The sequence below is a fragment of the Pseudomonas cichorii genome, from assembly GCF_019719005.1.
GTDB lineage: Bacteria > Pseudomonadota > Gammaproteobacteria > Pseudomonadales > Pseudomonadaceae > Aquipseudomonas > Aquipseudomonas cichorii_E.
Window position 1 is genome coordinate 159,500 of the sequence record NZ_JAIGPJ010000001.1, and the last position, 21,840, is coordinate 181,339.

21 protein-coding genes are annotated in these 21,840 nt (G+C 58.1%); 6 read left to right on the forward strand and 15 right to left on the reverse strand.

Annotation, left to right across the window (positions count from 1 at the left end):
* Positions 1-90: 90 nt before the first annotated feature.
* Together pgeF and rluD are read right to left on the reverse strand one after the other, a co-directional pair.
* Positions 91-819 (reverse strand): peptidoglycan editing factor PgeF, encoded by a 729-nt coding sequence (gene pgeF / locus K5D32_RS00705; RefSeq protein WP_221599010.1) that lies wholly within the window; start codon positions 817-819, stop codon positions 91-93.
* Complete coding sequence (gene rluD, locus K5D32_RS00710; protein WP_221576575.1) at positions 816-1,778, reverse strand: 23S rRNA pseudouridine(1911/1915/1917) synthase RluD; 963 nt, start codon at positions 1,776-1,778, stop codon at positions 816-818. Before rluD ends, pgeF begins: the two co-directional genes overlap by 4 nt.
* Positions 1,779-1,929: 151 nt before the next feature.
* Here rluD and K5D32_RS00715 point away from each other — a divergent pair, with 151 nt between their 5' ends.
* The 4 genes from K5D32_RS00715 to K5D32_RS00730 all read left to right on the forward strand — a co-directional run bounded on the left by K5D32_RS00715 (position 1,930) and on the right by K5D32_RS00730 (position 6,288).
* Positions 1,930-2,952 carry an outer membrane protein assembly factor BamD gene (locus tag K5D32_RS00715; RefSeq protein WP_095067761.1) on the forward strand — a complete coding sequence of 341 codons (1,023 nt, stop codon included), beginning with the start codon at positions 1,930-1,932 and terminating at the stop codon, positions 2,950-2,952.
* 171 nt (positions 2,953-3,123) lie between these two features.
* Positions 3,124-3,363, forward strand: a complete 240-nt coding sequence (locus tag K5D32_RS00720; protein WP_038400034.1) for a PP0621 family protein — start codon at positions 3,124-3,126, stop codon at positions 3,361-3,363.
* Positions 3,353-4,945: a PAS domain-containing sensor histidine kinase gene (locus tag K5D32_RS00725; protein WP_221599011.1), complete on the forward strand. Its 1,593-nt coding sequence runs from the start codon at positions 3,353-3,355 to the stop codon at positions 4,943-4,945. The genes K5D32_RS00720 and K5D32_RS00725 overlap by 11 nt, the downstream gene beginning before the upstream one ends.
* Positions 4,946-4,947: 2 nt before the next feature.
* Complete coding sequence (locus K5D32_RS00730) at positions 4,948-6,288, forward strand: sigma-54 dependent transcriptional regulator (RefSeq protein ID WP_221599012.1); 1,341 nt, start codon at positions 4,948-4,950, stop codon at positions 6,286-6,288.
* A gap of 29 nt (positions 6,289-6,317) precedes the next feature.
* Here K5D32_RS00730 and thiO read toward each other — a convergent pair whose 3' ends face one another.
* Genes thiO through K5D32_RS00765 form a run of 7 tightly spaced genes read right to left on the reverse strand, consistent with a single transcriptional unit; the run spans position 6,318 to position 13,233 of the window.
* The gene (gene thiO / locus K5D32_RS00735; protein WP_221599013.1) at positions 6,318-7,427 is read right to left on the reverse strand and encodes a glycine oxidase ThiO; all 1,110 of its coding nucleotides are present in this window, start codon (positions 7,425-7,427) and stop codon (positions 6,318-6,320) included.
* 27 nt (positions 7,428-7,454) lie between these two features.
* Positions 7,455-7,856 (reverse strand): type IV pilin protein, encoded by a 402-nt coding sequence (locus K5D32_RS00740; RefSeq protein WP_221599014.1) that lies wholly within the window; start codon positions 7,854-7,856, stop codon positions 7,455-7,457.
* Between the two features lie 12 nt (positions 7,857-7,868).
* Positions 7,869-11,033, reverse strand: a complete 3,165-nt coding sequence (locus K5D32_RS00745; RefSeq protein WP_221599015.1) for a pilus assembly protein — start codon at positions 11,031-11,033, stop codon at positions 7,869-7,871.
* Positions 11,020-11,529, reverse strand: coding sequence for a PilX N-terminal domain-containing pilus assembly protein (locus K5D32_RS00750; RefSeq protein WP_260406839.1), 510 nt, complete (start codon positions 11,527-11,529; stop codon positions 11,020-11,022). The genes K5D32_RS00745 and K5D32_RS00750 overlap by 14 nt, the downstream gene beginning before the upstream one ends.
* Before the next feature lie 14 nt (positions 11,530-11,543).
* On the reverse strand, positions 11,544-12,248 hold the full coding sequence (locus tag K5D32_RS00755; RefSeq protein ID WP_221530110.1) for a PilW family protein: 705 nt from the start codon (positions 12,246-12,248) through the stop codon (positions 11,544-11,546).
* Complete coding sequence (pilV, locus tag K5D32_RS00760) at positions 12,245-12,763, reverse strand: type IV pilus modification protein PilV (protein WP_221530109.1); 519 nt, start codon at positions 12,761-12,763, stop codon at positions 12,245-12,247. Before pilV ends, K5D32_RS00755 begins: the two co-directional genes overlap by 4 nt.
* A complete protein-coding gene (locus K5D32_RS00765) occupies positions 12,763-13,233 on the reverse strand; it encodes a GspH/FimT family pseudopilin (RefSeq protein WP_221530108.1) in 471 nt (156 codons plus the stop codon). Before K5D32_RS00765 ends, pilV begins: the two co-directional genes overlap by 1 nt.
* A 133-nt stretch (positions 13,234-13,366) precedes the next feature.
* Here K5D32_RS00765 and K5D32_RS00770 point away from each other — a divergent pair, with 133 nt between their 5' ends.
* Entirely contained in the window at positions 13,367-13,867 is a 501-nt protein-coding gene (locus K5D32_RS00770) for a GspH/FimT family pseudopilin (RefSeq protein WP_221530107.1), read from the forward strand.
* 2 nt (positions 13,868-13,869) lie between these two features.
* On the opposite strand, the gene ispH is transcribed toward K5D32_RS00770, so the two are convergent.
* The 6 genes from ispH to murJ form a co-directional block, all read right to left on the reverse strand.
* Positions 13,870-14,817 (reverse strand): 4-hydroxy-3-methylbut-2-enyl diphosphate reductase, encoded by a 948-nt coding sequence (gene ispH, locus K5D32_RS00775; RefSeq protein ID WP_221599016.1) that lies wholly within the window; start codon positions 14,815-14,817, stop codon positions 13,870-13,872.
* Positions 14,818-14,875: 58 nt separating this feature from the next.
* The gene (locus K5D32_RS00780) at positions 14,876-15,343 is read right to left on the reverse strand and encodes a peptidylprolyl isomerase (RefSeq protein ID WP_221527460.1); all 468 of its coding nucleotides are present in this window, start codon (positions 15,341-15,343) and stop codon (positions 14,876-14,878) included.
* Positions 15,336-15,854: a signal peptidase II gene (gene lspA / locus K5D32_RS00785; RefSeq protein WP_221527461.1), complete on the reverse strand. Its 519-nt coding sequence runs from the start codon at positions 15,852-15,854 to the stop codon at positions 15,336-15,338. Before lspA ends, K5D32_RS00780 begins: the two co-directional genes overlap by 8 nt.
* Entirely contained in the window at positions 15,847-18,678 is a 2,832-nt protein-coding gene (gene ileS / locus K5D32_RS00790) for an isoleucine--tRNA ligase (RefSeq protein ID WP_221599017.1), read from the reverse strand. Before ileS ends, lspA begins: the two co-directional genes overlap by 8 nt.
* Positions 18,679-18,698: 20 nt before the next feature.
* Positions 18,699-19,625 carry a bifunctional riboflavin kinase/FAD synthetase gene (ribF, locus tag K5D32_RS00795; RefSeq protein ID WP_221594430.1) on the reverse strand — a complete coding sequence of 309 codons (927 nt, stop codon included), beginning with the start codon at positions 19,623-19,625 and terminating at the stop codon, positions 18,699-18,701.
* Between the two features lie 132 nt (positions 19,626-19,757).
* Complete coding sequence (gene murJ / locus K5D32_RS00800; RefSeq protein WP_221599018.1) at positions 19,758-21,296, reverse strand: murein biosynthesis integral membrane protein MurJ; 1,539 nt, start codon at positions 21,294-21,296, stop codon at positions 19,758-19,760.
* Positions 21,297-21,546: 250 nt separating this feature from the next.
* Here murJ and rpsT point away from each other — a divergent pair, with 250 nt between their 5' ends.
* The gene (gene rpsT / locus K5D32_RS00805) at positions 21,547-21,825 is read left to right on the forward strand and encodes a 30S ribosomal protein S20 (protein WP_003344603.1); all 279 of its coding nucleotides are present in this window, start codon (positions 21,547-21,549) and stop codon (positions 21,823-21,825) included.
* The last annotated feature ends 15 nt before the right edge of the window (positions 21,826-21,840 follow it).

Sequence of the window (21,840 nt, forward strand, 5' to 3'; positions counted from 1 at the left end):
GCTGGATAGTCAGTTAGATGCGGACGATTCTGCGGGTTTCAAGTTTGACTTGATTGATGCATATCAGCCTGACGCTGAAGCGGACTGCAATCAGGCTTGATCGATCCAGATCAGCGAGGCGAAACGGCCCGTGGTGGCACTGCGGCGGTAGGAAAAGAAACGCGAGTCAGTGAAGGTATCCAGCCCGCCACCATGGACTGATAAAACACCATAGGCGGCAAGGCGCAAACGCGCAAGGACGTAGATATCGGCCATGAAACGCCCGGCGTTGACGCTTGGGATAAAGGCATCGGCCGTTTGCGGATGGGTCGCCATGAAGGTTTCACGGACTTCCGGGCCGACCTCGAAAGAAGGCTGCCCGATGGCCGGGCCGAGCCAGACCATGATGTCTTCAGGGGCAACACGCAAACTGTCGGCCGTAGCCTCGAGCACACCTGCCGCAAGCCCTCGCCAGCCAGCATGCGCTGCGGCGACACGAGTGCCCTCACGATTGCAGAACAGAGCAGGCAGGCAATCGGCGGTCATGATGGTGCAGGCAATGCCCGGCGTGTCGGTCCAGCTTGCGTCGGCCTCGGCCACCGAAGCAGGATCGGCATGCGAAACTGCGACGCCGTGTACCTGACGCAACCAGGCAGGCTGCACATTCAGCTGTGAGGACAGGTATTGACGGTTGCTGGCGACCGCTTGCGGATCGTCGCCCACGTGATCGCCCAGATTGAAGCTGTCGAACGGCGCCTGGCTGGCCCCGCCCGAACGGGTGGTGATGCAGGATCTGACGTGCGCAGGCGCAGGCCAGTCTGGAGTCAGCCAGTCACTCACCCGACAAACGCCTCACGGTCCTGCTTGAGCAACGACAGCAACCAGACGAAATCGTCAGGCAGCGGCGACTCCCAGCTCATGCGCTGGCCTGTGACCGGGTGATCCAGCTCAAGGAAACGGGCATGCAGCGCCTGACGCGGGAACGTCTTCAACGACTCGACCATGGTCTGGCTGGCCGCTGGCGGGATACGGAAGCGACCGCCATAGGCAGGATCGCCCACCAACGGGTAGTTGATGTGCGCCATGTGTACGCGAATCTGGTGAGTACGACCGGTTTCCAGCTTGACCCGCACGTGAGTGTGGGAGCGGAAGCGCTCAAGTACGCGATAATGACTGACCGCCTGCTTGCCGCCTTCCATCACAGCCATGCGCTGACGCTGCTGGCCATGACGCCCGATCGGCGCATCGATCTTGCCGCCAGCGGTGACGACACCGATGACGATGCATTCATAGATACGACTGACACTGCGGCTTTGCAGCTGCGTGACCAGTTGTGTCTGAGCCTGGAGCGTCTTGGCGACCACCATCAGGCCTGTGGTGTCCTTGTCCAGACGATGCACGATGCCAGCACGCGGCACGTTGATGATGTCGGGAACGTGATGCAGCAAGGCATTGAGCAAAGTGCCGTCGGCATGACCCGCGGCAGGATGCACCACGAGACCGGCAGGCTTGTTGATCACCAGGATCTGGTCGTCTTCGTAGACGATATCCAGCTCGATATCCTGGGCAACCCACTCGCCCTGAGCTTCCTGCTCGGCAATAAGTTGCAGGACGGAGCCACCGTGAACGATGTCACGCGGGCGCAGGACACCGCCGTCCACAGTCAGACGGCCGTCCTTGATCCAGGCGGAAAGGCGCGAGCGCGAGTGCTCTGCGAATAATTGTGCGGCGACTTGATCGAGGCGTTGACCGCCCAATTCGGACGGCACCTCTGCGCGAAGTTCTATATTTTCGGACATGGCCAGACTAGAAGGCGCGGCTAGCCTTTGGTTTCGGCAGCGCGCTTGTGGTTAAATACGGCGTCTTTTGCCCCGCGGGTCTTGCGGGGCGCTCATCATAACAGGACGGCCCCGCCCAAGACAGCAGGCCGTTATAGGGACGCAAGCCGCCATGCAAGTGAAACACCTGCTGCTGATCGCCATCCTCGCACTGACTGCGGCCTGTTCGTCGAAGGAAGTCATCGACGAGAACCTCAGTGAAGTCGAGCTGTACCAGCAGGCGCAGGCCGACCTGGACAACAACAGCTACAACAGCGCCACCGAAAAACTCAAGGCGCTGGAGTCACGCTATCCGTTCGGTCGCTATGCCGATCAGGCACAACTCGAACTGATCTACTCGAACTACAAGAACAGTGAGCCCGAAGCAGCCAAATCCGCTGCCGAGCGCTTCATTCGTTTGCACCCGCAGCACCCCAACGTCGATTACGCGTACTACATGAAGGGCCTGACCTCCTTCGACCAGGACGTCGGCCTGCTGGCGCGCTTCCTGCCGCTGGACCAGACCAAGCGTGACCCGGGCGCTGCACGGGACTCGTTCAACGAGTTCGCCCAACTGACCAGCCGCTACCCGAACAGCCGTTATTCGCCTGACGCCAAGCAGCGCATGATCTACCTGCGCAACCTGCTGGCGGCCTACGAAATCCACGTAGCCGACTACTACCTGACCCGTCAGGCTTATGTCGCCGCCGCCAACCGTGGCCGCTACGTGGTGGAAAACTTCCAGGAGACGCCTTCGGTCGGCGACGGTCTGGCAGTGATGGTCGAGTCCTATCAGCGTCTGCACCTCGACGAGCTGGCAGCCACCAGCCTCGAAGTCCTGAAGACCAACTACCCGAACCACCCGCAACTGGCTGACGGCCAGTTCACGCCTCGTCAGGCCGAAGCCGACAACCGTACATGGCTGTCGAAAGCGACACTGGGCCTGATCAACGGCAGCGCACCGCTGCCACCGGGCGAAACCCGCGCCAACCAGGACATCCAGAAGCAGTACCAGGATGCCAAGGACGCCATCCCGAAAGAACTGCTGCCGGAAAACCAGGCAGAGCTGGATGAGCAGGCCAGAGAAGCCGAAGAAGCGAAAGGCACCAAAAGCCGCTCTTGGTTCAGCTACATGACATTCGGCATGTTCGACTGAAACCGGTGATGACAACGAAGAGGCCTGCGGGCCTCTTTTTTTGTGCCATACATTTGTGGGCGCTCCGCTTATCCGCGATGGCGGCCTCTTCGCGAATAAATTCGCTCCTACTTCATTCCCGCCTGCGCCTTGGCTACACTGCGAACTCTTCAATCATTAAGCCTGGTAGTCATGATTCGCATAATTATGTGGGTCGCGTTGATCGCGGCAGCGGTGTGGTTCGTCAAGCGCCTGCTCAACCCACCTGCTCCGAAAAAACGTGCAGAGCCGCCAGAAGCGGTGGCATCGCCCATGGTGCGTTGTGCCCATTGCGGCGTTCATCTTCCTCGTGATCGTGCATTGAGCCAGGAACAACAATGGTTTTGCAGCGAAGCGCACAGGCTAGAAGGCCCAGCGACTCGTGACCGCTGAGACGCTTTCACTCGGCAGCCCCCAAGCGCAACGGATCCTGCGGCTGTATCACCTTTATCGACTGACCATTGGCATCGTGCTGGTGCTGTTGATCTCCAGCGACCTGGACACCGAACTGTTGCAACTGGCCAACCTGAATCTGTTTCGGGCTGGCTGCTGGCTGTATCTGGTATTCAACATTCTGGTTGTGGTGCTGCTAGAGCGCCCCAGCCATAAAGTACAGCTCTTCAGCCTGGCAGTGACCGATACGGTGATGTTGTCAGGGCTGTTCTATGCAGCGGGCGGCACTTCAAGTGGTATCGGCAATCTGCTGATTGCCTCGGTCGCCATCAGTAATGTCCTGTTGCGCGGCCGCCTCGGCCTGCTGATTGCTGCTGTTTCCGCCATCGGCATCATTTACCTGACGTTCTTCATCAGTTTCATCAGCCCGCTGGCCTCCAATGACTATGTGCAGGCCAGTACGCTGGGTGCCTTGTGCTTTGCCGCCGCCCTGCTGGTACAGGCCCTGACCGCCCGCATGCAGGTGAGCGAAGTACTGGCCGAACAGCGTGCCGCCGATGTCGACCAGCTCGAAGAGCTCAATGGCCTGATTCTGCAACGCATGCGCACCGGCATTCTGGTGCTCGACTCGCGCCGCCAGGTGCTGCTGGCCAATCAGGGCGCCTTGAGCCTGCTGGGCCATGAGCAGCTGGTCGGCCAGGTCATCGACCAATACTCGCCACAACTGGTGGATCGCCTCCGGCAATGGCTGATCAACCCCATCATGGCTCCGCGCAGCATATCGACCTCCGCCATCGGCCCGATCCTGCAACCGAGCTTTGCCGCACTCAACCGTGGCGACCAGCGCCAGACGCTGATCTTCCTGGAAGACCTCTCGCAGGTTGCCCATCAGGCCCAGCAACTGAAGCTTGCAGCACTGGGTCGCCTGACAGCCGGCATCGCCCATGAGATCCGCAACCCGCTGGGCGCTGTCAGCCACGCGGCGCAACTGCTGAATGAATCGGAAGAGCTGTCAACACCGGACCGACGACTCGGGCAGATCATTCATGATCAGTCGCGACGCATCAATGTGGTGATCGAGAACGTCCTGCAATTATCGAGACGCCGCGAAACCGAGCCCGAACTGCTGGACCTGAAAACCTGGCTGGAGAACTTCGTTGCAGACTTTCGCAGCTCGGCACCAGCCAACCAGAATGTGCATACCGAGATCGGCCAGGGCATGCTCACCACGCGCATGGACCCGGAACAATTGAACCAGGTGCTGAGCAACCTGCTGCAGAACGGACTACGGTACAGCGGTAAACACCATGAAATGGCGCAGGTCTGGCTGAGGCTGTTCCACAACCAGGAAAACGACCTGCCGACCCTGGAAGTGCTCGATAACGGGCCAGGCGTATCCGAACAGCATCTGGCCAAACTCTTCGAGCCGTTTTTCACCACAGAAAGCAAAGGTACGGGCCTTGGCCTCTACCTTTCCCGGGAGCTGTGCGAAAGCAACCAGGCGCATCTGGATTACACCCTTCGCCCCGAAGGCGGTAGCTGCATGCGCATCACTTTCGCTCACCCGTTCAAGTTGAGCTGAGCATGACCCAACGGCAAAAGATCCTGATAGTCGATGATGAGCCGGACATTCGTGAACTCCTGGAGATCACCCTCGGCCGCATGAAACTCGACACCCGCAGCGCCCGCAATGTGACCGAGGCCCGCGAGTGGCTGGCCCACGAGCCATTCGATATGTGCCTGACCGACATGCGCCTGCCTGACGGTAATGGCCTGGAGCTGGTGCAGCATATTCAGCAGGTTTACCCACAGACACCCGTGGCAATGATCACCGCCCATGGCAGCCTGGATATGGCCATCCATGCACTGAAGGCCGGGGCATTCGACTTCCTGACCAAACCGGTGGACCTGACCCGGCTTCGTGAACTGGTCAGCAGCGCCTTGCGTCTGAAGCCCTGCGCCCCGGCAGAACGCAGCATCGACAGTCGCCTGCTGGGCAACTCGCCACCGATGCGGGCCTTGCGCAAGCAAATCGACAAGCTGGCGCGCAGCCAGGCGCCGATCTATATCAGTGGTGAATCGGGGAGCGGCAAGGAACTGGTCGCCCGGCTGATTCATGAGCAAGGGCCACGTATCGACAAGCCTTTCGTGCCGGTCAACTGCGGCGCGATCCCGTCCGAACTGATGGAAAGCGAGTTCTTCGGCCATCGCAAAGGCAGCTTTACCGGCGCCCACGAAGACAAGCCAGGCCTCTTTCAGGCCGCCAATAACGGCACGCTGTTTCTGGATGAAGTGGCTGACTTGCCGCTGGCCATGCAGGTAAAACTGCTGCGGGCCATTCAGGAAAAATCCATCCGCAGCGTCGGTGGTCAGCAAGAGCAAGTGGTGGATGTGCGCATTCTCTGCGCCACCCACAAGGACTTGAACGCCGAGGTCGCTGCCGGGCGCTTCCGGCAGGATTTGTATTACCGCTTGAACGTCATCGAACTACGAGTCCCGCCCTTGCGTGAGCGGCGTGAAGATATCGACCAACTGGTCGGCAGTGTCCTGCAACGTCTGGCGGCCAACTGCGGTCAGGCCTCGGCACGCCTGCACCCTCAGGCGCTGGAAACCCTGAAAAGCTACCGCTTCCCCGGCAACGTTCGCGAGCTGGAAAACATGCTGGAACGTGCTTACACCCTTTGCGAAAACGATGAAATCCACGCCTCGGACCTTCGCCTTGCCGAGTCTGGTACGCCTCAGGAACACGACGGCCACAATCTGGCCGATATCGATAACCTGGAAGATTACCTGGAAAGCATCGAACGCAAACTGATCCTGCAAGCCCTGGAAGAAACCCGCTGGAACCGGACTGCGGCAGCGCAGCGCCTGAGCCTGTCATTCAGATCGATGCGTTACCGGTTGAAGAAGTTGGGGTTGGATTAAACCCTTTTCGCGAATGAATTTGCTCCCACTCACAGCGAATTCATTCGCGAAAAACCCGGTACATAAGGAGCCGGATCGATAGTCGGCTCACGCCCCACCAGCAAATCCGTCAACAACTGGCAGGACGCAGGCGCCAGCACCAGACCATTGCGGTAATGCCCGCAATTCAGCCACAACCCATCGAAACCCTCCAGCGGACCGATAAAGGGAATGCCTTCGGGCGAACCGGGGCGCAGCCCTGCCCACTGGGAGACGGGCTCGGCATTGGCCAGCTCGGGGATCAATTCGATGGCCGAGGCCTTGAGGCTTTCCAGCGCTGCGGTGGTCGGCGTCTTGTCGAAGCCCTCGTGCTCCAGCGTGCTACCGATCAAGATATGACCATCACGACGCGGGATCGCGTAACGCCCCTTGGCCAGCACCATGCTGGACAGGAAATCGGACTCGCACTTGTAGAGAATCATCTGCCCCTTGACCGGTTCGACGGGTAATTCCAGGCCCAGGGTCTTGAGCAACTCACCGCTCCACGCTCCCGCCGCCAGCACGACACGATCGCCCAGGATATCGCCCGATTGCGTGCTGACACCACGAACAATATTGCCCTCGCGCACAAACCCGCTGACCTCGCACTGCTCGCGAATCTCGACATTGGGCAACGCCAGCAGCGCAGCCTTGAGGGATTTCACCAGACGCGGGTTACGCACATTGGCCACATCAGCCATGTAAATGGCCCTTGAATACCCTTGCCCCAACGCCGGCACCGCATCATGAACAGCCGACACGTCGACACTGCTCAGCGGCCGTTGCTCGCGGGCCGCCCAGTCCAGGGCCTGCTGCTCATCGTCCAGATCCAGCCAGTACAGACCTGTTTTATGCACTTCAGGGTCAACGCCTGTTTGGGCGAACAGGCGTTCGGCCAGATGCGGGTAGAAGTCCTGGGACCAGTGCGCGAGGGCGGTGACTGCCGGGCTGTAGCGCCATGGATAGAGTGGCGACACGATCCCGCCACCTGCCCATGAAGACTCCTGACCGACGCCGGAGCGATCAAGCAACACGACACTGGCCACTTCGGCGGCAAGGTTGAAGGCAGTCAACAACCCGATAACACCACCACCGACGATCACTACATGTTGCTTGTGCATTTTGGTCTCTAGGCAAAGGAAAAGAAGTTAACGTCCCCAGCAGTCCTTGGTTGTCACGCCGCTGGTAGCGCCTGAGTTGCTGATCGCCCCGGTGTTCTTGATGACAAAACTACCGCATTTGTCACCGTTCATAAGCGATCCGGCGACAGGGCTGGCGGTCAAGGTGAAGTCCGTGGCGGTGGGGACCGAGCCGATGTTGTAATAAGCATTGCCGCCACTCAAACCTTGCACTCCAACGTAAGTGCCATTTCTCGAAAAGAAACGCTCAAGTACCTGGGTCTGCTCTGAAAGGAGGCTGGCAATGGCCGAGCGCTGAGTACGCTTTGTGTACTCGACATAACTGGGGTAAGCAACGGCCGCCAGAATACCGATAATCGCCACGACGATCATGAGTTCGATCAAGGTAAAGCCTCTGGATACTGCTCGCATGAATCACCTTCCCTACTGGATTTGTCGCCACATGATGCGCTGGAAAACGTTGGCACTGCCGCCCTTCTCCAGTAGCTTGACTGGCGTTCCGCCACTGGAGTCGATCAGGTACTTGTTGTCGTTGGTGCCGTTAGTGCCTGCAACGATGGAAGCAACCACCGGAATCCCCGTGCCGATGCCAAGGCCTGCAACAAGGGTGTCGGAAGCGGTAATGTCATTGTCGCCGTTGGTATCGAGCACCTGGTAATTGAGCATGCTACCGGTGGCGGCATCCAGCTCGAAAAGACGCCCGGTACCGGTACTTTCACAAGGGTCAGTGGAGTTCACCGACGCCGTGGTGAAAATGATACGGCCACGAGAGGTCTGTGCAGGATAGATGATCCGCTCACCCAGATAAGGCGCAGCGGTTGCCAGTGGCATGTACCAGCCTTTCCTGGTGGCCCAGTCCACATCGTTGGAGGTTGAGGTGAAATAAGTATTGCCATTACCGGTCACCGAACCATTGACCGCCTGGGCCTGCAGGTTGGCTTCAACGATACTCCCCGAGCCCGCATCGCCATCCCAGATCGCGTAGAAGTCCTGCAAGGCACTGGTCTGCTTGTCGGTAGCCTCACTGAATTTGCCAGTACCGAAATACACCAGCTTGCCGTTGAGCGGGTGATCGATCAGCAGAGGCTGAACCGTAATCGGCTGGTTGGCACCTCTTGGCGCAGTGAATAACGGCGAACCATTGAAAGCGACCCTCCAGCTGGAAGCCGCGGCACCACTCATGTCGAACTTCCACATGCGCCCCTTGAGGTCGCCAGCATAAGCGGCCTGAACAACGTTCTGCGAGTTGACCCGCAGCTTGACCGAGGACAGACCGTTGTCTGTCTCGCCACTGACGACAACCGGTGTCTGGATTTCCGCAATGAATGCGCCGGTATTGGCATTCAGTACATACAGCGACGCCCGGCCTGTAAAACTGCCATAGCCATTACCCACCACCATGATGCCAGTCCCGTCGGCCATGCGCGCGACATCAGGCTTGGAGTAGCTGTAACCCAGGTTATTGAACCTGTTAGTGGTGTCAGAGGTGTCCGGTGCCTTGACCTCCCACATGACCTCAGGGGTATTGCTGCTACCTTCGAACAGTTTGATTGCGAAGAATGCCTTGCCGCCCGCCCCAAGCCCTGAGAAAGCGACTGTACGCCATGCAGAGCCAGCGGATAATTGAGTATCGAAAACCGCAATCTGCCCATCAACCGTGAACTTGTGCACCCCTGAACCGTAGTTGGTTGAAGAAATGGTCGCCAGAGACGCTAGCGACGTGGAAGGCATATAGGCGTATCGCCGCACTCCGTTACTGGCATTGATGACATTGAAGAGGCCATCGTTGGCATTGGCCAGAAGGCTGTAGCTCATGTTGCTGTTCTTGTTGGCCAGATAGGTGGCGTAACTGGTATCGCCAACCAGATCGGTAGCTGTCTTTTCGGTGGGCAGGCCCGCGCCCAGCGTAGAGTTGATGATGTCACCCAGCAGCCTGGTACGCGCGCGCAACTTGGCGTTCGCAGTGCCCTTGGCCCAGGCAATCACCTCTGGCCCCGTCACGCCTGTAGGCAGTGTGGTCGTGAATGCAAGCTGCTGTGCCGGACTGAAGTTGGTGTAATCCAGTGCGATTCTCGCAGGTGTAGTCCCCGTGCTCCATGACTCGAAAACAGGTGCAGTAGAACCACTGACAATCGTGCTGTCTGTTGTCCAGACAGGGCTACTCAAGGCGCCGGTCGTGGCATTGAGATTGTAGGCCCTGACAGTACCGTGCCAGTCGGTCGGGTCGTAGAGCGTCTGGTAGAACTGTGTTCCGGCCTGGAGGGTCGATGAACTTGATACGCCACCACCGCCAGAACCTGCCTTGGCGTAGATGTCTGTAAGGGCAAGGTTCAATGCGGTATTCAGGCCGGCACTGTCATTGGCCTGAAAGTATTTGCCATGGCCATGGTTATCGTCCGCAGCATCGATAAGCATCTGGTTATCGAGCGTGAAGCCGATCGTGTATGTACTCAGGTTCTGCCTCGGGAAACCGGCATTGTCCCAGCTTCGCCCCGTCAGGTCGCCACCTGGTGAAGTAGAGTCCTTGCGCATGTCAATGTCATAGGCAAACTTGGCAATATCATCCAGATATAGCGTATCCCCTTCATTTTCCGGATTGATATTCGGACCATCATTGTTAACGCGATCCCAGTTAGGTAACCAAGCAGGGTCGAAATCATCGACGTCATTTGTGGGGAACGTTTTGTCGTGAGTGGGCAAGCCATCAGTCAGTACAACACCATAGTTTTTCTGGCAACGGTATTGAATCGGGCTTGTAAACGTTCTCGGTGAGCCGGTGTATGACGGGAAAGGAGTAAGCCCACGAAAATAACGAGTCACCTGATAATAGGTTTCAGCAAGAGGCGTGTTGGCTTCTGCAGTCAACGCCGAAATCGCGGCGCGCAGATTTCTGTAGTTTGTATCAGCCGTCGCCTGTGTAACACCCGCTTGGTAAGTTGTGGCAGGAACAGGCGACAAGTCGACTATCGCCTGCTTGATATTCCCGCCCGGCCCAGGATCGTTACTGTTTGGTGGATTGTAAGTCGCCAAACCGATGCGCAATGACCGGTTGGCATCGACCAACCCCAATGCAACGGAAATGGCAGACGTCAGACGGCTTTCAGTCGGTATATTCGCCACACTGTTTCTAGAGCTGACCTGTGACACCAGATAAGACAGATAAGCACCGGGATAACGTGTATTGCCGGACCTCGCCGGATCAGGCAAGGATATGCAATAAATGGTGTTTTCATTGGACTTGGCAAAACTATAGCCACTGAAGCAGCGATCCCTGCTCAAAGCGCTCAAAAATACATATTGCCCAGCACCTGTCGGAATTGTTTCCCTTACACAAAACCCTAAAAAATTGCAATTGAAATTATCAACAGTCGGCCAGGAAGCCGACGCATTGAACCCCGAATCAAAAATGATCGTATCCATACTGCCCGAGTTATCCACCTGCAGCATGACATTGGGCGTAACGGCAGAAGCACTCAGCAACGGTACTTGTGAAGGTGTGAACGCATACACCGGCGCAGACAGATAAAGCGCAGCCAAGGCACCATACGCATACTTCAACCCGTGACGAAACGCCTTAGCAATTGCCATAAATACTCTCCAGCACCGTTCTCGATGTGCCTTGAATGGCGACGGCTGTAACACGATAAAGCGTCACGCTAGCCCTCTCATCACAGGTAGGCGGTCGTTTTATGGGTGTTGCCGTGGTGCCAAGATTCTGGATGCCATAAAAACCACCTCCCGTTGCTGCAACCCAGCTCACCCCGGACGTGCCATTTGTACCTGCCGCCGTCAGTGTGGTGGATTCGGCAGGCGGGGCGCAGGTTGTGTTATTGGTGCATTTGGCCATGGTAAAACCCACCACCCGGATGGACGACTCACCCAGTCGCAATGCCGCCTCGGCCCTCTGGAAAGTCTGATTGCGCAAAGCCACACTGCCCGCCATCTTTTCCTGCAAGGTGGCGTTCTGCATGGAGGAAATCCCCAGCAATGTCAGCAGCAACAGAAATACCAGGCTGACCAGCAATACCATTCCGGATTGTCGGGCCGGGAATGCCGGCATGATGCAAAACCGCTTTGTATTCATTGCATACGGCCCTTTCAAAAGCGATTACGCAGGTAGGCAACCACATTGTATTGCTGAGGTCTGACGCGATTATCCGGATCCTGCAGGGTCAGGCTGATGCGAACGCTGCGTATATCGGCCGCAGCGGCAGTCGAGACTGTCGTGTTGTAGGTCATGGGGTTGCCCGCCATGCCAAAGGAAACGTCGAAGGCACTGACGTTTTGCAGCAACGGTTGCGCAGTCCCGCCTGTGCCGTATTTGATGGTCAGGTTCTGCCCGGTAAGGGTGTAGACAAACTGACGCATCGGAAACGCGGTTTCCCCCGCTGCCGGCAATCTTGCCCCGGCATAAAGCTGGGTAGAGGTCTGACAGTTGGAAATGATCGTCCAGGTCGGTGAGGTGCCGGTGGTGCCGATGTCGGAGGTCACCAGAGTCAGGGTTTTATTGGCGTTATCCCACAGGATGGGGTTATCGAGCGCGACAGGCCATGCAATGGCCGGAGGGACTGGCACATAGTTGTTGAACCCCAGACAACCGTACATCCCGGTCATGCGGATTTCCTGCATCAGTTTGCTCAGCACGAAACGCGCATCCTCCTGCATTCGGGCCGAGGCATTCTGGGTCAGGAACGTGCCTCGGGAGGCGCTGAATATCTGGATGATGCCCATGCTGACCACCAGCCCCAGCACCAGCGCCACCATGATTTCGATCAGGCCAAAACCTCGGGATGACTTCTTCATGGGTTCACCCCGATACGCGAGGTCAGGGTAAAGGTCTGCAAGGTGTTAGCGGCCGCCGTACCGCCGGATGCAACGGTGCTGGAACCCGCCGCCCGCGTATCGTCCCAGGTGATGGTAATGGTGACGGCCGGAGCGCCGCTGACATCGATGCTGGCTGTGGCTGTGGAGCCTGCAAAAGTGGCGATGTTGGTCTTGAAATCGTAAAGGTCCTGATCCCGAGCCCGGCTCGTATTCCCGGTCGACGGAGCCGAGGTCAGATTGGCCAAGGCATAAGTCGCCAGTACGTTGGTGGTGCCGTTGGCGACCGCATTGCCATCCACATTCGCCCGGATACGATCCATCATGTCGTAGGCAATGAAGCTTGCCTGACTGGTCATGGTAGAGCTGTCGGTGTACTTGAGAGCGTTGAGCTGAATCGCGGCGGCGCCCAGCAGGCCAATGGCAAGTATCAGGACCGAAACCAGCACCTCGATCAATGTCATGCCTGACTGGCGATGTCGGTTCTCATTAAACATCAGCAATTTCCACCCAGAATGATCCGACCTGTCAGACAAATGTTCATGGTCCTGGCAATCGAGCCTCGCGTGTAATTCATCACCACCGCAGTGGCGGGCGTAGACAAGGCACCCAGGTTATTGAATTCGATCCCGGTGACGTTGGTCGCCGTCAGGGTTGCTCCACTGCTCATCGCCGCAACCCTGCGCAACGCAGTCGGGGTGGCCGACGCATCGGAAGCCAGAAAGACCTGTAGCTCCGTGCCCCAGTCCGCACCGCTGGTGGGTGCAATACGTACCGTCACACCCCGGTTTATCGCCTCAAGCCGCGCATAGTTGAGCGCGTGCTGCAAATCGCTGAGCTCGGTATCCGCCTTGTTGTTCTGGATCGAGCTGGTAAAGCTCGGAACGGCAATGGCAGCCACGATCGCCACCACAGACACAGTGACTAACAATTCAATGAGGCTGAAGCCCTTGGACATATAACGCATTGGGTGTCTCCTAGACGTTACGACTATAAGGCAGCAGCGATGCCTGAAAATCGCTGGCAGGATATACGGTTGTTTTGCGATGACGAATGCCCGGATGGCGTTTGGAACAAGGTTTTCCAGGGAGGGAAAAACAATGAAGCATGCAGGATTCACGTTAATCGAGCTACTGATCGTGGTTGCTATTGTGGCCATTCTTGCCAATGTTGCCAGCCCGCCGTTTACAGACCTGATCAATGCCAATCGAAGGCACGTAGCGGCCCAGGAACTGGCCAGCGGCATACGCTCGGCACGGGTTGCAGCCATTACCCGCAATCAGGTGGTGACCCTGTATGCCATTGAGGGAGACTGGAGCAACGGTTGGCGAATCATCACCGACACCACAGGCAACGGACCAGACGATGACGATACCTTGCTTGTCGAGCGGGCCATCAATGGAAAAACGCGCATAGTCGGCAACAGCAAGATTGCGGAGTACATCAGCTTCAACGGCCTGGGAGGCCTCAGGAAAGCTGCCAACGGTACCTTTCACGTCTGCGTCCGTGATGAGCCCGTGAGCCACTATCGCGTGATAGTGGCCATTACCGGCAGAGTCAGAGTCGAGAACGACAAGATACCGACAGATCTTTGCGCCTGATCTTACGGCAGAGACTTGACCCGCAGCTCCTTGGGAACGGAGAACGTGATGTTCTCTTCGCGGCCAGACAGTTCCTCGGCACCGGTCGCGCCCCAGGCCTGCAATTGCTGGATCACGCCGCGCACCAGCACTTCCGGCGCAGACGCACCCGCGGTGATACCGATACGCTCGATGCTGTCGAACCAGCTGCGCTGCATATCTTCGGCACCGTCAATCAGGTAGGCCGGTGTCGACATGCGCTCGGCCAGCTCGCGCAGGCGGTTGGAGTTGGAACTGTTGGGACTGCCCACCACCAGAACCACATCGCACTCATCGGCCAGTTGCTTGACCGCATCCTGACGGTTTTGCGTGGCATAGCAGATATCGTCCTTGCGCGGCCCGCCAATGGCAGGGAAGCGCGAACGCAGTGCATCGATGACACGACTGGTATCGTCCATGGACAAGGTTGTCTGGGTCACGAAAGCCAGGGCATCGGGGTTGCGCACCTGGAGGTTGGCGACGTCTTCCTCGTCTTCCACCAGGTAAATCGCACCGCCATTGCTGGCGTCGTACTGGCCCATGGTGCCTTCGACTTCCGGATGGCCTTCATGGCCGATCAGGATGCACTCACGGCCATCACGGCTGTAACGGGCCACTTCGATATGCACCTTGGTCACCAGCGGACAGGTCGCATCGAAGACTTTCAGGCCACGGCCTGCGGCTTCGGCGCGTACCGCCTGGGAAACACCGTGGGCGCTGAAGATGACGATGACATCGTCCGGCACCTGTTCCAGCTCTTCAACGAAGATCGCGCCACGAGCGCGCAGGTCTTCGACGACGAATTTGTTGTGAACGACTTCATGACGCACATAAATCGGCGGGCCAAACACTTCCAGGGCGCGATTGACGATTTCGATCGCACGGTCCACACCAGCGCAGAAGCCGCGGGGGTTGGCGAGTTTGATTTGCATGCTTTGCCTCGTATTTACGTGCGGAGCAGCCCGGCCGAAGCCGGGCTTGATATCCGGCTCAGGAAGCCAGAATCGCCTTGACCTCGAAGATTTGCACTTCAAAGTTTAGTGTCTTGCCAGCCAGGGGATGGTTGAAATCGACAGTGACCAGTTCATCGTCGAATTTTTTCACCACACCCGGCAGCTCAGTATTGGCCGCATCGTTGAAGATCACCAGCAATCCTTCGGACAGCTCCATGTCCTGGAACTGCGAACGCGGGATGATCTGCACATTTTGCGGGTTGGGCTGACCAAAGGCATTCTCTGGCGGCACCTGGACGGTTTTTCTGTCGCCGGCCTTGAAGCCGAAAATGGCGGCTTCAAAACCGGGCAACAGATTGCCATCACCCACCTTGAACGTGGCCGGAGCCTTGTCGAAAGTGCTGTCTACCGTGTCGCCGTTTTCAAGATGCAGGGCGAAGTGCAAGGTGACTTGCGTGTTCTGGCCGATGCGCAGCTCGCCTTGAGTCGATGACTGTTCAGCCATGAGCAGGCTCCTCTTCTTTCTTGCTCTTGAACATATCCACAGCCAGCATGACAGCGCCGACGCTGATTGCGCTGTCGGCTACGTTGAAAGCCGGGAAGTACCAACGGTTTTGCCAGTGCACCAGAATGAAGTCGATGACATGGCCAAGCACGACACGGTCATAGAGATTGCCGATAGCGCCCCCCAGGACCAATGCCAGGGCAATTGCCAGCCAGGTGTCATCACGGCCAAGACGCTTGAGCCACACGACCAGCACGCCACTGACAACAATCGCAATCAGGGCAAACAGCCAGCGCTGCCAACCGGCACCATCAGCCAGAAAACTGAAGGCAGCCCCGGTGTTATAGGCCAGGGTCCAACTGAAGTAATCGGGGATGATGACGATCTGGTCGTACATCTCCAGCCGGTTCTCGAAGTAATACTTGCTGGCCTGATCGACAATCAGGACCAGCAGGCTCAACCACAACCAGCTCAAACGACCGAAACGGCCTGTAGCGCCTGGGTTAGGCATAGTGACGCACCTCGCCAGCGCCGCTGATATTATCCACACAGCGACCGCAGATTTCAGGATGCTCAGGGTTCACGCCAACGTCTTCACGGTGGTGCCAGCAACGGGCGCACTTCGCGTGACCGGACTTGACCACTTTCAGCTTCAGGCCAGCAACCTCAGTCACCACCGCATCGGCCGGAGCCGACAGCAAAGGCGCGACAGTCGCGGTGGAGGTGATCAGGACGAAACGCAGTTCGTTGCTGAGCTTCGACAGGTCGGCAACCAGCGAATCTTCAGCGTACAGGGTCACTTCGGCCTGCAGGTTGCCGCCAATGGCCTTGGCAGCGCGCAGGTTTTCCATTTCCTTGTTGACCGAAGCCTTCACCGCCATGATCCGCTCCCAGTAGGCGCGGTCCAGCTCGAAACCTTCAGGCATTTCGCTCAGGCCTTCGTACCATGTGTTGAGCATCACGGATTCGTTACGCTCGCCCGGCAGGAACTGCCACAGCTCATCGGCAGTGAACGCCAGGATCGGCGCGATCCAGCGTACCAGTGCTTCGGAGATGTGGAACAACGCGGTCTGGCAAGAGCGACGCGCCTTGCTGTCAGGGGCCGTGGTGTACTGACGGTCCTTGATGATGTCCAGATAGAAGCCACCCAGCTCCTGCACGCAGAAGTTGTGGACCTTCGAGTAGACGTTCCAGAAGCGGTATTCGCTGTAGTTCTCTTGCAGCTCGCGTTGCAGCAGCAGAGTACGGTCCACGGCCCAGCGGTCCAGCGCCAGCATTTCTTCGGCCGGCAGCAGGTCGGTGGCCGGATTGAAACCGGACAGGTTCGAGAGCAGGAAGCGTGCAGTGTTGCGGATCCGCCGGTAGGCGTCTGCGCTGCGCTGCAGGATCTGATCGGAAACCGCCATTTCACCGGAATAGTCAGTGGCCGAAACCCACAGACGCATGATATCTGCGCCCAGCGTATCGTTGACCTTCTGCGGCGCGATGACGTTGCCCAGCGACTTGGACATCTTGCGGCCGTTCTCGTCCACGGTGAAACCGTGGGTCAACAGCTCGCGGTATGGTGCGTGATCGTCGATGGCGCAGCCGGTCAGCAGCGAGGAATGGAACCAGCCACGGTGCTGGTCGGAACCTTCCAGGTACAGGTCGGCACGCGGGCCGGTTTCGTGGCCCATGGAGTGCGAGCCGCGCAATACGTGCCAGTGAGTGGTACCGGAATCGAACCAGACGTCCAGGGTATCGGAGATCTTGTCGTACTTGGGGGCTTCATCACCCAGCAACTCGGCAGCGTCCAGTTTGAACCAGGCTTCGATGCCCTCTTTCTCGACGCGCTGAGCAACTTCTTCCATCAGCTCGACAGTGCGTGGATGCAGCTCGCCGCTTTCCTTGTGCAGGAAGAACGGGATCGGCACGCCCCAGTTGCGCTGACGGGAGATGCACCAGTCAGGACGGTTGGCGATCATGGAGTGCAGACGCGCCTGACCCCAGGCCGGAACGAATCTGGTGTCTTCGATGGCTTTGACCGCACGCTTGCGCAGGGTCTCGCCCGTCCCAGGCTGCTTGTCCATGCCTACGAACCACTGGGCGGTGGCGCGGTAGATCAGCGGCGACTTGTGACGCCAGCAGTGCATGTAACTGTGGCTGATGGTTTCGGTGTGCAGCAAGCTGCCAACCTCGGCCAGCTTGTCGATGATGTTCTGGTTGGCCTTGAAGATGAACTGGCCGCCGAAGAACTCCAGAGACTCGACATACACGCCGTTGCTCTGCACCGGGCTGATGATGTCGTCGTTGGTCACGCCGTAGCTTTTGCTGATGACAAAGTCGTCGACGCCGTAAGCAGGCGAGCAATGAACAACACCGGTGCCAGCGCCCAGTTCAACGTACTCGGCCAGATAGACGGGCGACAAGCGGTCATAGAACGGGTGACGAAAGTTGATCAGCTCAAGCGAGGTGCCCGTCGTAGTAGCAATAACGGTGCCTTGCAGGTTGTAGCGGGTCAGGCAGCTTTCAACCAGCTCCGAGGCCAGGACCAGCAGTCTGTCACCGACATCAACCAGCGCATACTCGAACTCTGGATGAACGTTCAGCGCCTGGTTGGCAGGAATGGTCCACGATGTAGTGGTCCAGATCACGATGGCAGCAGGTTTGCTCAGCGAATCGAGGCCAAATGCCGCAGCCAGTTTCGCGTCATCGGCAACAGGGAATGCCACGTCGAGGGTGGTGGACTTCTTGTCCTGATACTCGACTTCCGCTTCAGCCAGGGCCGAACCGCAATCGAAACACCAGTTCACGGGTTTGAGGCCCTTGAACACGAAACCGCCCTTGACCATTTCGGCCAGCGCACGGATTTCGCCGGCCTCGTTAGCGAAGTTCATGGTCAGGTACGGATTGTCCCAGTCGCCCAGCACGCCCAGGCGAATGAACTCGGCCTTCTGGCCTTCGACCTGCTCGGCAGCATAGGCGCGGCACAGCTCACGGGTCTTGTCGGCGGACAGGTTCTTGCCGTGAGTGACTTCGACTTTATGCTCGATCGGCAAGCCATGGCAGTCCCAGCCCGGAACATAAGGCGCATCGAAGCCCGACAGGGTCTTGGAGCGCACGATCATGTCCTTGAGGATCTTGTTGACGGCGTGACCGATGTGAATATTGCCGTTGGCGTAGGGAGGACCGTCGTGCAGGACGAACTTTGGACGATCCTTGCCAATCTCGCGCAGCTTCTGGTACAGGCCAATGCTGTCCCAGCGCTGCAGAGTTTGCGGCTCGCGCTGGGGCAGGCCGGCCTTCATCGGGAAGGCGGTGTCCGGAAGGTTTAGCGTGGCTTTATAATCAGTCATTTCAGGCTCTTGATTAGCGGTTAACCATGCCAATGGGCACGGGCGGCGGCGACGTCCGCATTGATCGCCGTCTTGAGCGCCTCCAGTGAGGCGAAACGCTGCTCATCGCGCAGCTTGTGGTGGAAAGCCACCGTCAAACGCCGGCCATAGATATCACCGGCAAAATCCAGAAGATGAACCTCAAGGTGGGCACTGCCATCACCTGCCACGGTCGGGCGCACGCCGATATTGGCGACTCCCGGCCAGGCCTTGCCATCGATATTCGTGCTGACCAGGTAAACCCCGCTCAACGGCACACGACGACGCTTGAGTTGCACATTGGCCGTGGGCGTACCCAACTGGCGTGCCAGCTTCTGGCCATGCAGAACCCGTCCGGTAATCTGGAACGGGCGACCGAGCAAATGCTCGGCCAGGGCAAAATCCGCGACAGCCAGGGCATTACGCACCTTGGTACTGCTGACCCGGACACCATCGATCTCAACGGTCTGCGCCGCCTCTACGGTAAAACCGTGGGTATTACCGGCTTGTTGCAGGAAGTCGAAGTCGCCGATGCGGTCGCAACCGAACCGGAAATCGTCGCCTACCTCAAGATGCTGCACGCCCAGCCCGTCGACCAGGATGGTCTCGACGAAGCTGGCGGCACTCAGTTTGCTCAGACGCTGGTTGAAAGACAGGCACAAGACCCGGTCAACACCCTCGGCGCTCAGCAGTTCAAGCTTGTCACGCAGCCGGGCCAGACGTGCTGGCGCGGTTTCAGGAGCGAAGAATTCCCGTGGCTGCGGCTCGAAAATGACCACGCAAGTGGGCACGCCCAACTCGACAGCGCGCTCGCGCAGACGCATCAGGATCGCCTGATGACCGCGGTGGACACCGTCAAAGTTGCCAATCGTGGCGACGCAGCCCCGATGGGAGGGGTGCAGGTTGTGGAGGCCTCTAACCAGCTGCATAACGCACTTCTTGCTCATAAAGTGGCCGATTATAACCACACACGGCCCCGGGCGACAGGCAACACACCCAGACCAGACAACAGCGGCCGGACCGCAACGCGAAAATCCGACAGCCACCCCGTCAAACTACGTTTACATGATTGCCTTGCGAGCGAAATGCCGCAGGCGAAAACCCAACAGCAGCAGCATACCGAAATAAACCACCACACCCGCCGCGACCAGCGCCCCCAGGCGCACGAACCGCTCAAGCATCTGCCCTTCGCTCCAGGCCGGCATCACATGCATCAGCCCCAGCAGCACTGCCGACATGACCGAAACAGCCAGAATCAGCTTGAACAGAAACTTCGCCCAGCCAGGCTGCGGCTGAAACAGATCCTGCTTGCGCAATTGCCAGAACAACAGACCGGCATTGATACACGCCCCAACACTGATAGCCAGAGCCAGACCCGCATGCTGCAACGGCACGATAAACGCCAGATTGAGCAACTGGGTAACGATAAGGGTAAAGATCGCGATTTTAACCGGCGTGCGGATATTCTGCTGGGCATAAAAGCCGGGAGCCAGCACCTTGATCAGGATGATCCCCAGCAACCCCACCGAATAAGCCACCAGCGCACGCTGGGTCATGGCCGCATCCAGCGCATCGAACTGGCCGTACTGGAACAGTGAAACGGTCAACGGCTCAGCCAGCAGGCCCAACGCAAGTGTGCAAGGCAAGACCAGCACAAAGCAAAGGCGCAAACCCCAGTCGAGAATCCGCGAATACTCCTGGCGATCCTTGTTGGCATAGGTTTTCGACAGGATCGGCAACAGGATCGTCCCCAGCGCCACGCCCAACACACCAGACGGCAGCTCCATAAGGCGGTCGGCATAGTACATCCACGACACGGAACCTGCGACGAGGAACGAGGCAAATATCGTGTTGATAATCAGCGATATCTGACTGACGGATACGCCAAGGATGGCAGGCAGCATCTGCTTCATCACACGCCAGACACCGGTATCCCGCAGATTCAGACGCGGCAGGACCAGCATGCCGATTTTCTTCAGGTGCGGCAGTTGATACAGCAACTGCAACAAACCGCCCGCCAGGACCGCCCACCCGAGCGCCATGACCGGCGGATCGAAATAAGGCGTCAGGAACAGGGCGAAGAAAATCATGCTGACGTTAAGCAGCGTCGGCACGAACGCCGGCACGGAAAAACGATTCCAGGTATTGAGGATCGCACCGGCCATGGATGACAGGGAAATCAGCAATATATAAGGAAAGGTCACCCGCAGCAGGTCCGCGGTCAAGGCAAACTTCTCAGGCGAATCGACAAAACCCGGCGCAGTGGCCCAGATCACCCAGGGCGCGAAGATGACGCCCAGCAAGGTGACCAGCGCCAGCGCCAGCGTGAGCAGCCCCGTGACATACGCCACAAAGGTGCGAGTCGCCTCCTCGCCCTGCTGGCTTTTATATTCGGCAAGGATCGGCACGAAGGCCTGGGAAAAGGCCCCTTCGGCAAAGATCCTGCGCAGCAGGTTCGGCAGCTTGAAAGCAATGAAGAAGGCATCCGTCGCCATCCCGGCCCCGAACGTACGGGCAATGATGGTATCGCGAATGAAGCCCAGCACCCGGGAAAGCATGGTGATAGAGCTGACGGCAGCTAATGACTTGAGTAGATTCATTGAAAGAGTGTTATGCCCTGGCTAAAGGATAGGCGCTCAGGCCTTCATTTATGCGATACTTCGCGCCGCAAAAAGCCCGGAACGAAAGTCCGCGAGTTTACAGGTCGTACGCCGGAAATAAATATCCGGGTTCAGATCACAACCACTCAGCGGAACACCTCAACTGCCCTTGACAAGTGACAAACTCATCGGCATGATTCGCGGCCTATTTTGTTAGCTATTTCATAAAAGTCTTTCGAGGAGCTCGACGGTGGCCAACACACCTTCCGCCAAAAAACGTGCAAAACAGGCTGAGAAGCGTCGCAGCCACAACGCCAGCCTGCGTTCCATGGTTCGTACCTACATCAAGAATGTGGTCAAAGCCATCGACGCAAAAGACGCAGAAAAAGCGCAAGCCGCTTATGTTCTGGCTGTTCCTGTTATCGACCGCATGGCCGATAAAGGCATCATCCACAAGAACAAAGCTGCTCGCCACAAAGGCCGCCTGAACGGTCACATCAAGGCTCTGAGCCTTGCTGCTGCCGCCTAAGCGATCTGCTTGTTG

Excerpts from the sequence above, each read along its gene's own strand:
- rluD (WP_221576575.1), bottom strand. The coding sequence starts at position 1,778 with ATGTCCGAAAATATAGAACTTCGCGCAGAGGTGCCGTCCGAATTGGGC.
- K5D32_RS00715 (WP_095067761.1), top strand. The coding sequence starts at position 1,930 with ATGCAAGTGAAACACCTGCTGCTGATCGCCATCCTCGCACTGACTGCG.
- K5D32_RS00720 (WP_038400034.1), top strand. The coding sequence starts at position 3,124 with ATGATTCGCATAATTATGTGGGTCGCGTTGATCGCGGCAGCGGTGTGG.
- K5D32_RS00730 (WP_221599012.1), top strand. The coding sequence starts at position 4,948 with ATGACCCAACGGCAAAAGATCCTGATAGTCGATGATGAGCCGGACATT.
- thiO (WP_221599013.1), bottom strand. The coding sequence starts at position 7,427 with ATGCACAAGCAACATGTAGTGATCGTCGGTGGTGGTGTTATCGGGTTG.
- K5D32_RS00740 (WP_221599014.1), bottom strand. The coding sequence starts at position 7,856 with ATGCGAGCAGTATCCAGAGGCTTTACCTTGATCGAACTCATGATCGTC.
- K5D32_RS00745 (WP_221599015.1), bottom strand. The coding sequence starts at position 11,033 with ATGGCAATTGCTAAGGCGTTTCGTCACGGGTTGAAGTATGCGTATGGT.
- K5D32_RS00750 (WP_260406839.1), bottom strand. The coding sequence starts at position 11,529 with ATGAATACAAAGCGGTTTTGCATCATGCCGGCATTCCCGGCCCGACAA.
- K5D32_RS00755 (WP_221530110.1), bottom strand. The coding sequence starts at position 12,248 with ATGAAGAAGTCATCCCGAGGTTTTGGCCTGATCGAAATCATGGTGGCG.
- pilV (WP_221530109.1), bottom strand. The coding sequence starts at position 12,763 with ATGTTTAATGAGAACCGACATCGCCAGTCAGGCATGACATTGATCGAG.
- K5D32_RS00765 (WP_221530108.1), bottom strand. The coding sequence starts at position 13,233 with ATGCGTTATATGTCCAAGGGCTTCAGCCTCATTGAATTGTTAGTCACT.
- K5D32_RS00770 (WP_221530107.1), top strand. The coding sequence starts at position 13,367 with ATGAAGCATGCAGGATTCACGTTAATCGAGCTACTGATCGTGGTTGCT.
- ispH (WP_221599016.1), bottom strand. The coding sequence starts at position 14,817 with ATGCAAATCAAACTCGCCAACCCCCGCGGCTTCTGCGCTGGTGTGGAC.
- K5D32_RS00780 (WP_221527460.1), bottom strand. The coding sequence starts at position 15,343 with ATGGCTGAACAGTCATCGACTCAAGGCGAGCTGCGCATCGGCCAGAAC.
- lspA (WP_221527461.1), bottom strand. The coding sequence starts at position 15,854 with ATGCCTAACCCAGGCGCTACAGGCCGTTTCGGTCGTTTGAGCTGGTTG.
- ileS (WP_221599017.1), bottom strand. The coding sequence starts at position 18,678 with ATGACTGATTATAAAGCCACGCTAAACCTTCCGGACACCGCCTTCCCG.
- ribF (WP_221594430.1), bottom strand. The coding sequence starts at position 19,625 with ATGCAGCTGGTTAGAGGCCTCCACAACCTGCACCCCTCCCATCGGGGC.
- murJ (WP_221599018.1), bottom strand. The coding sequence starts at position 21,296 with ATGAATCTACTCAAGTCATTAGCTGCCGTCAGCTCTATCACCATGCTT.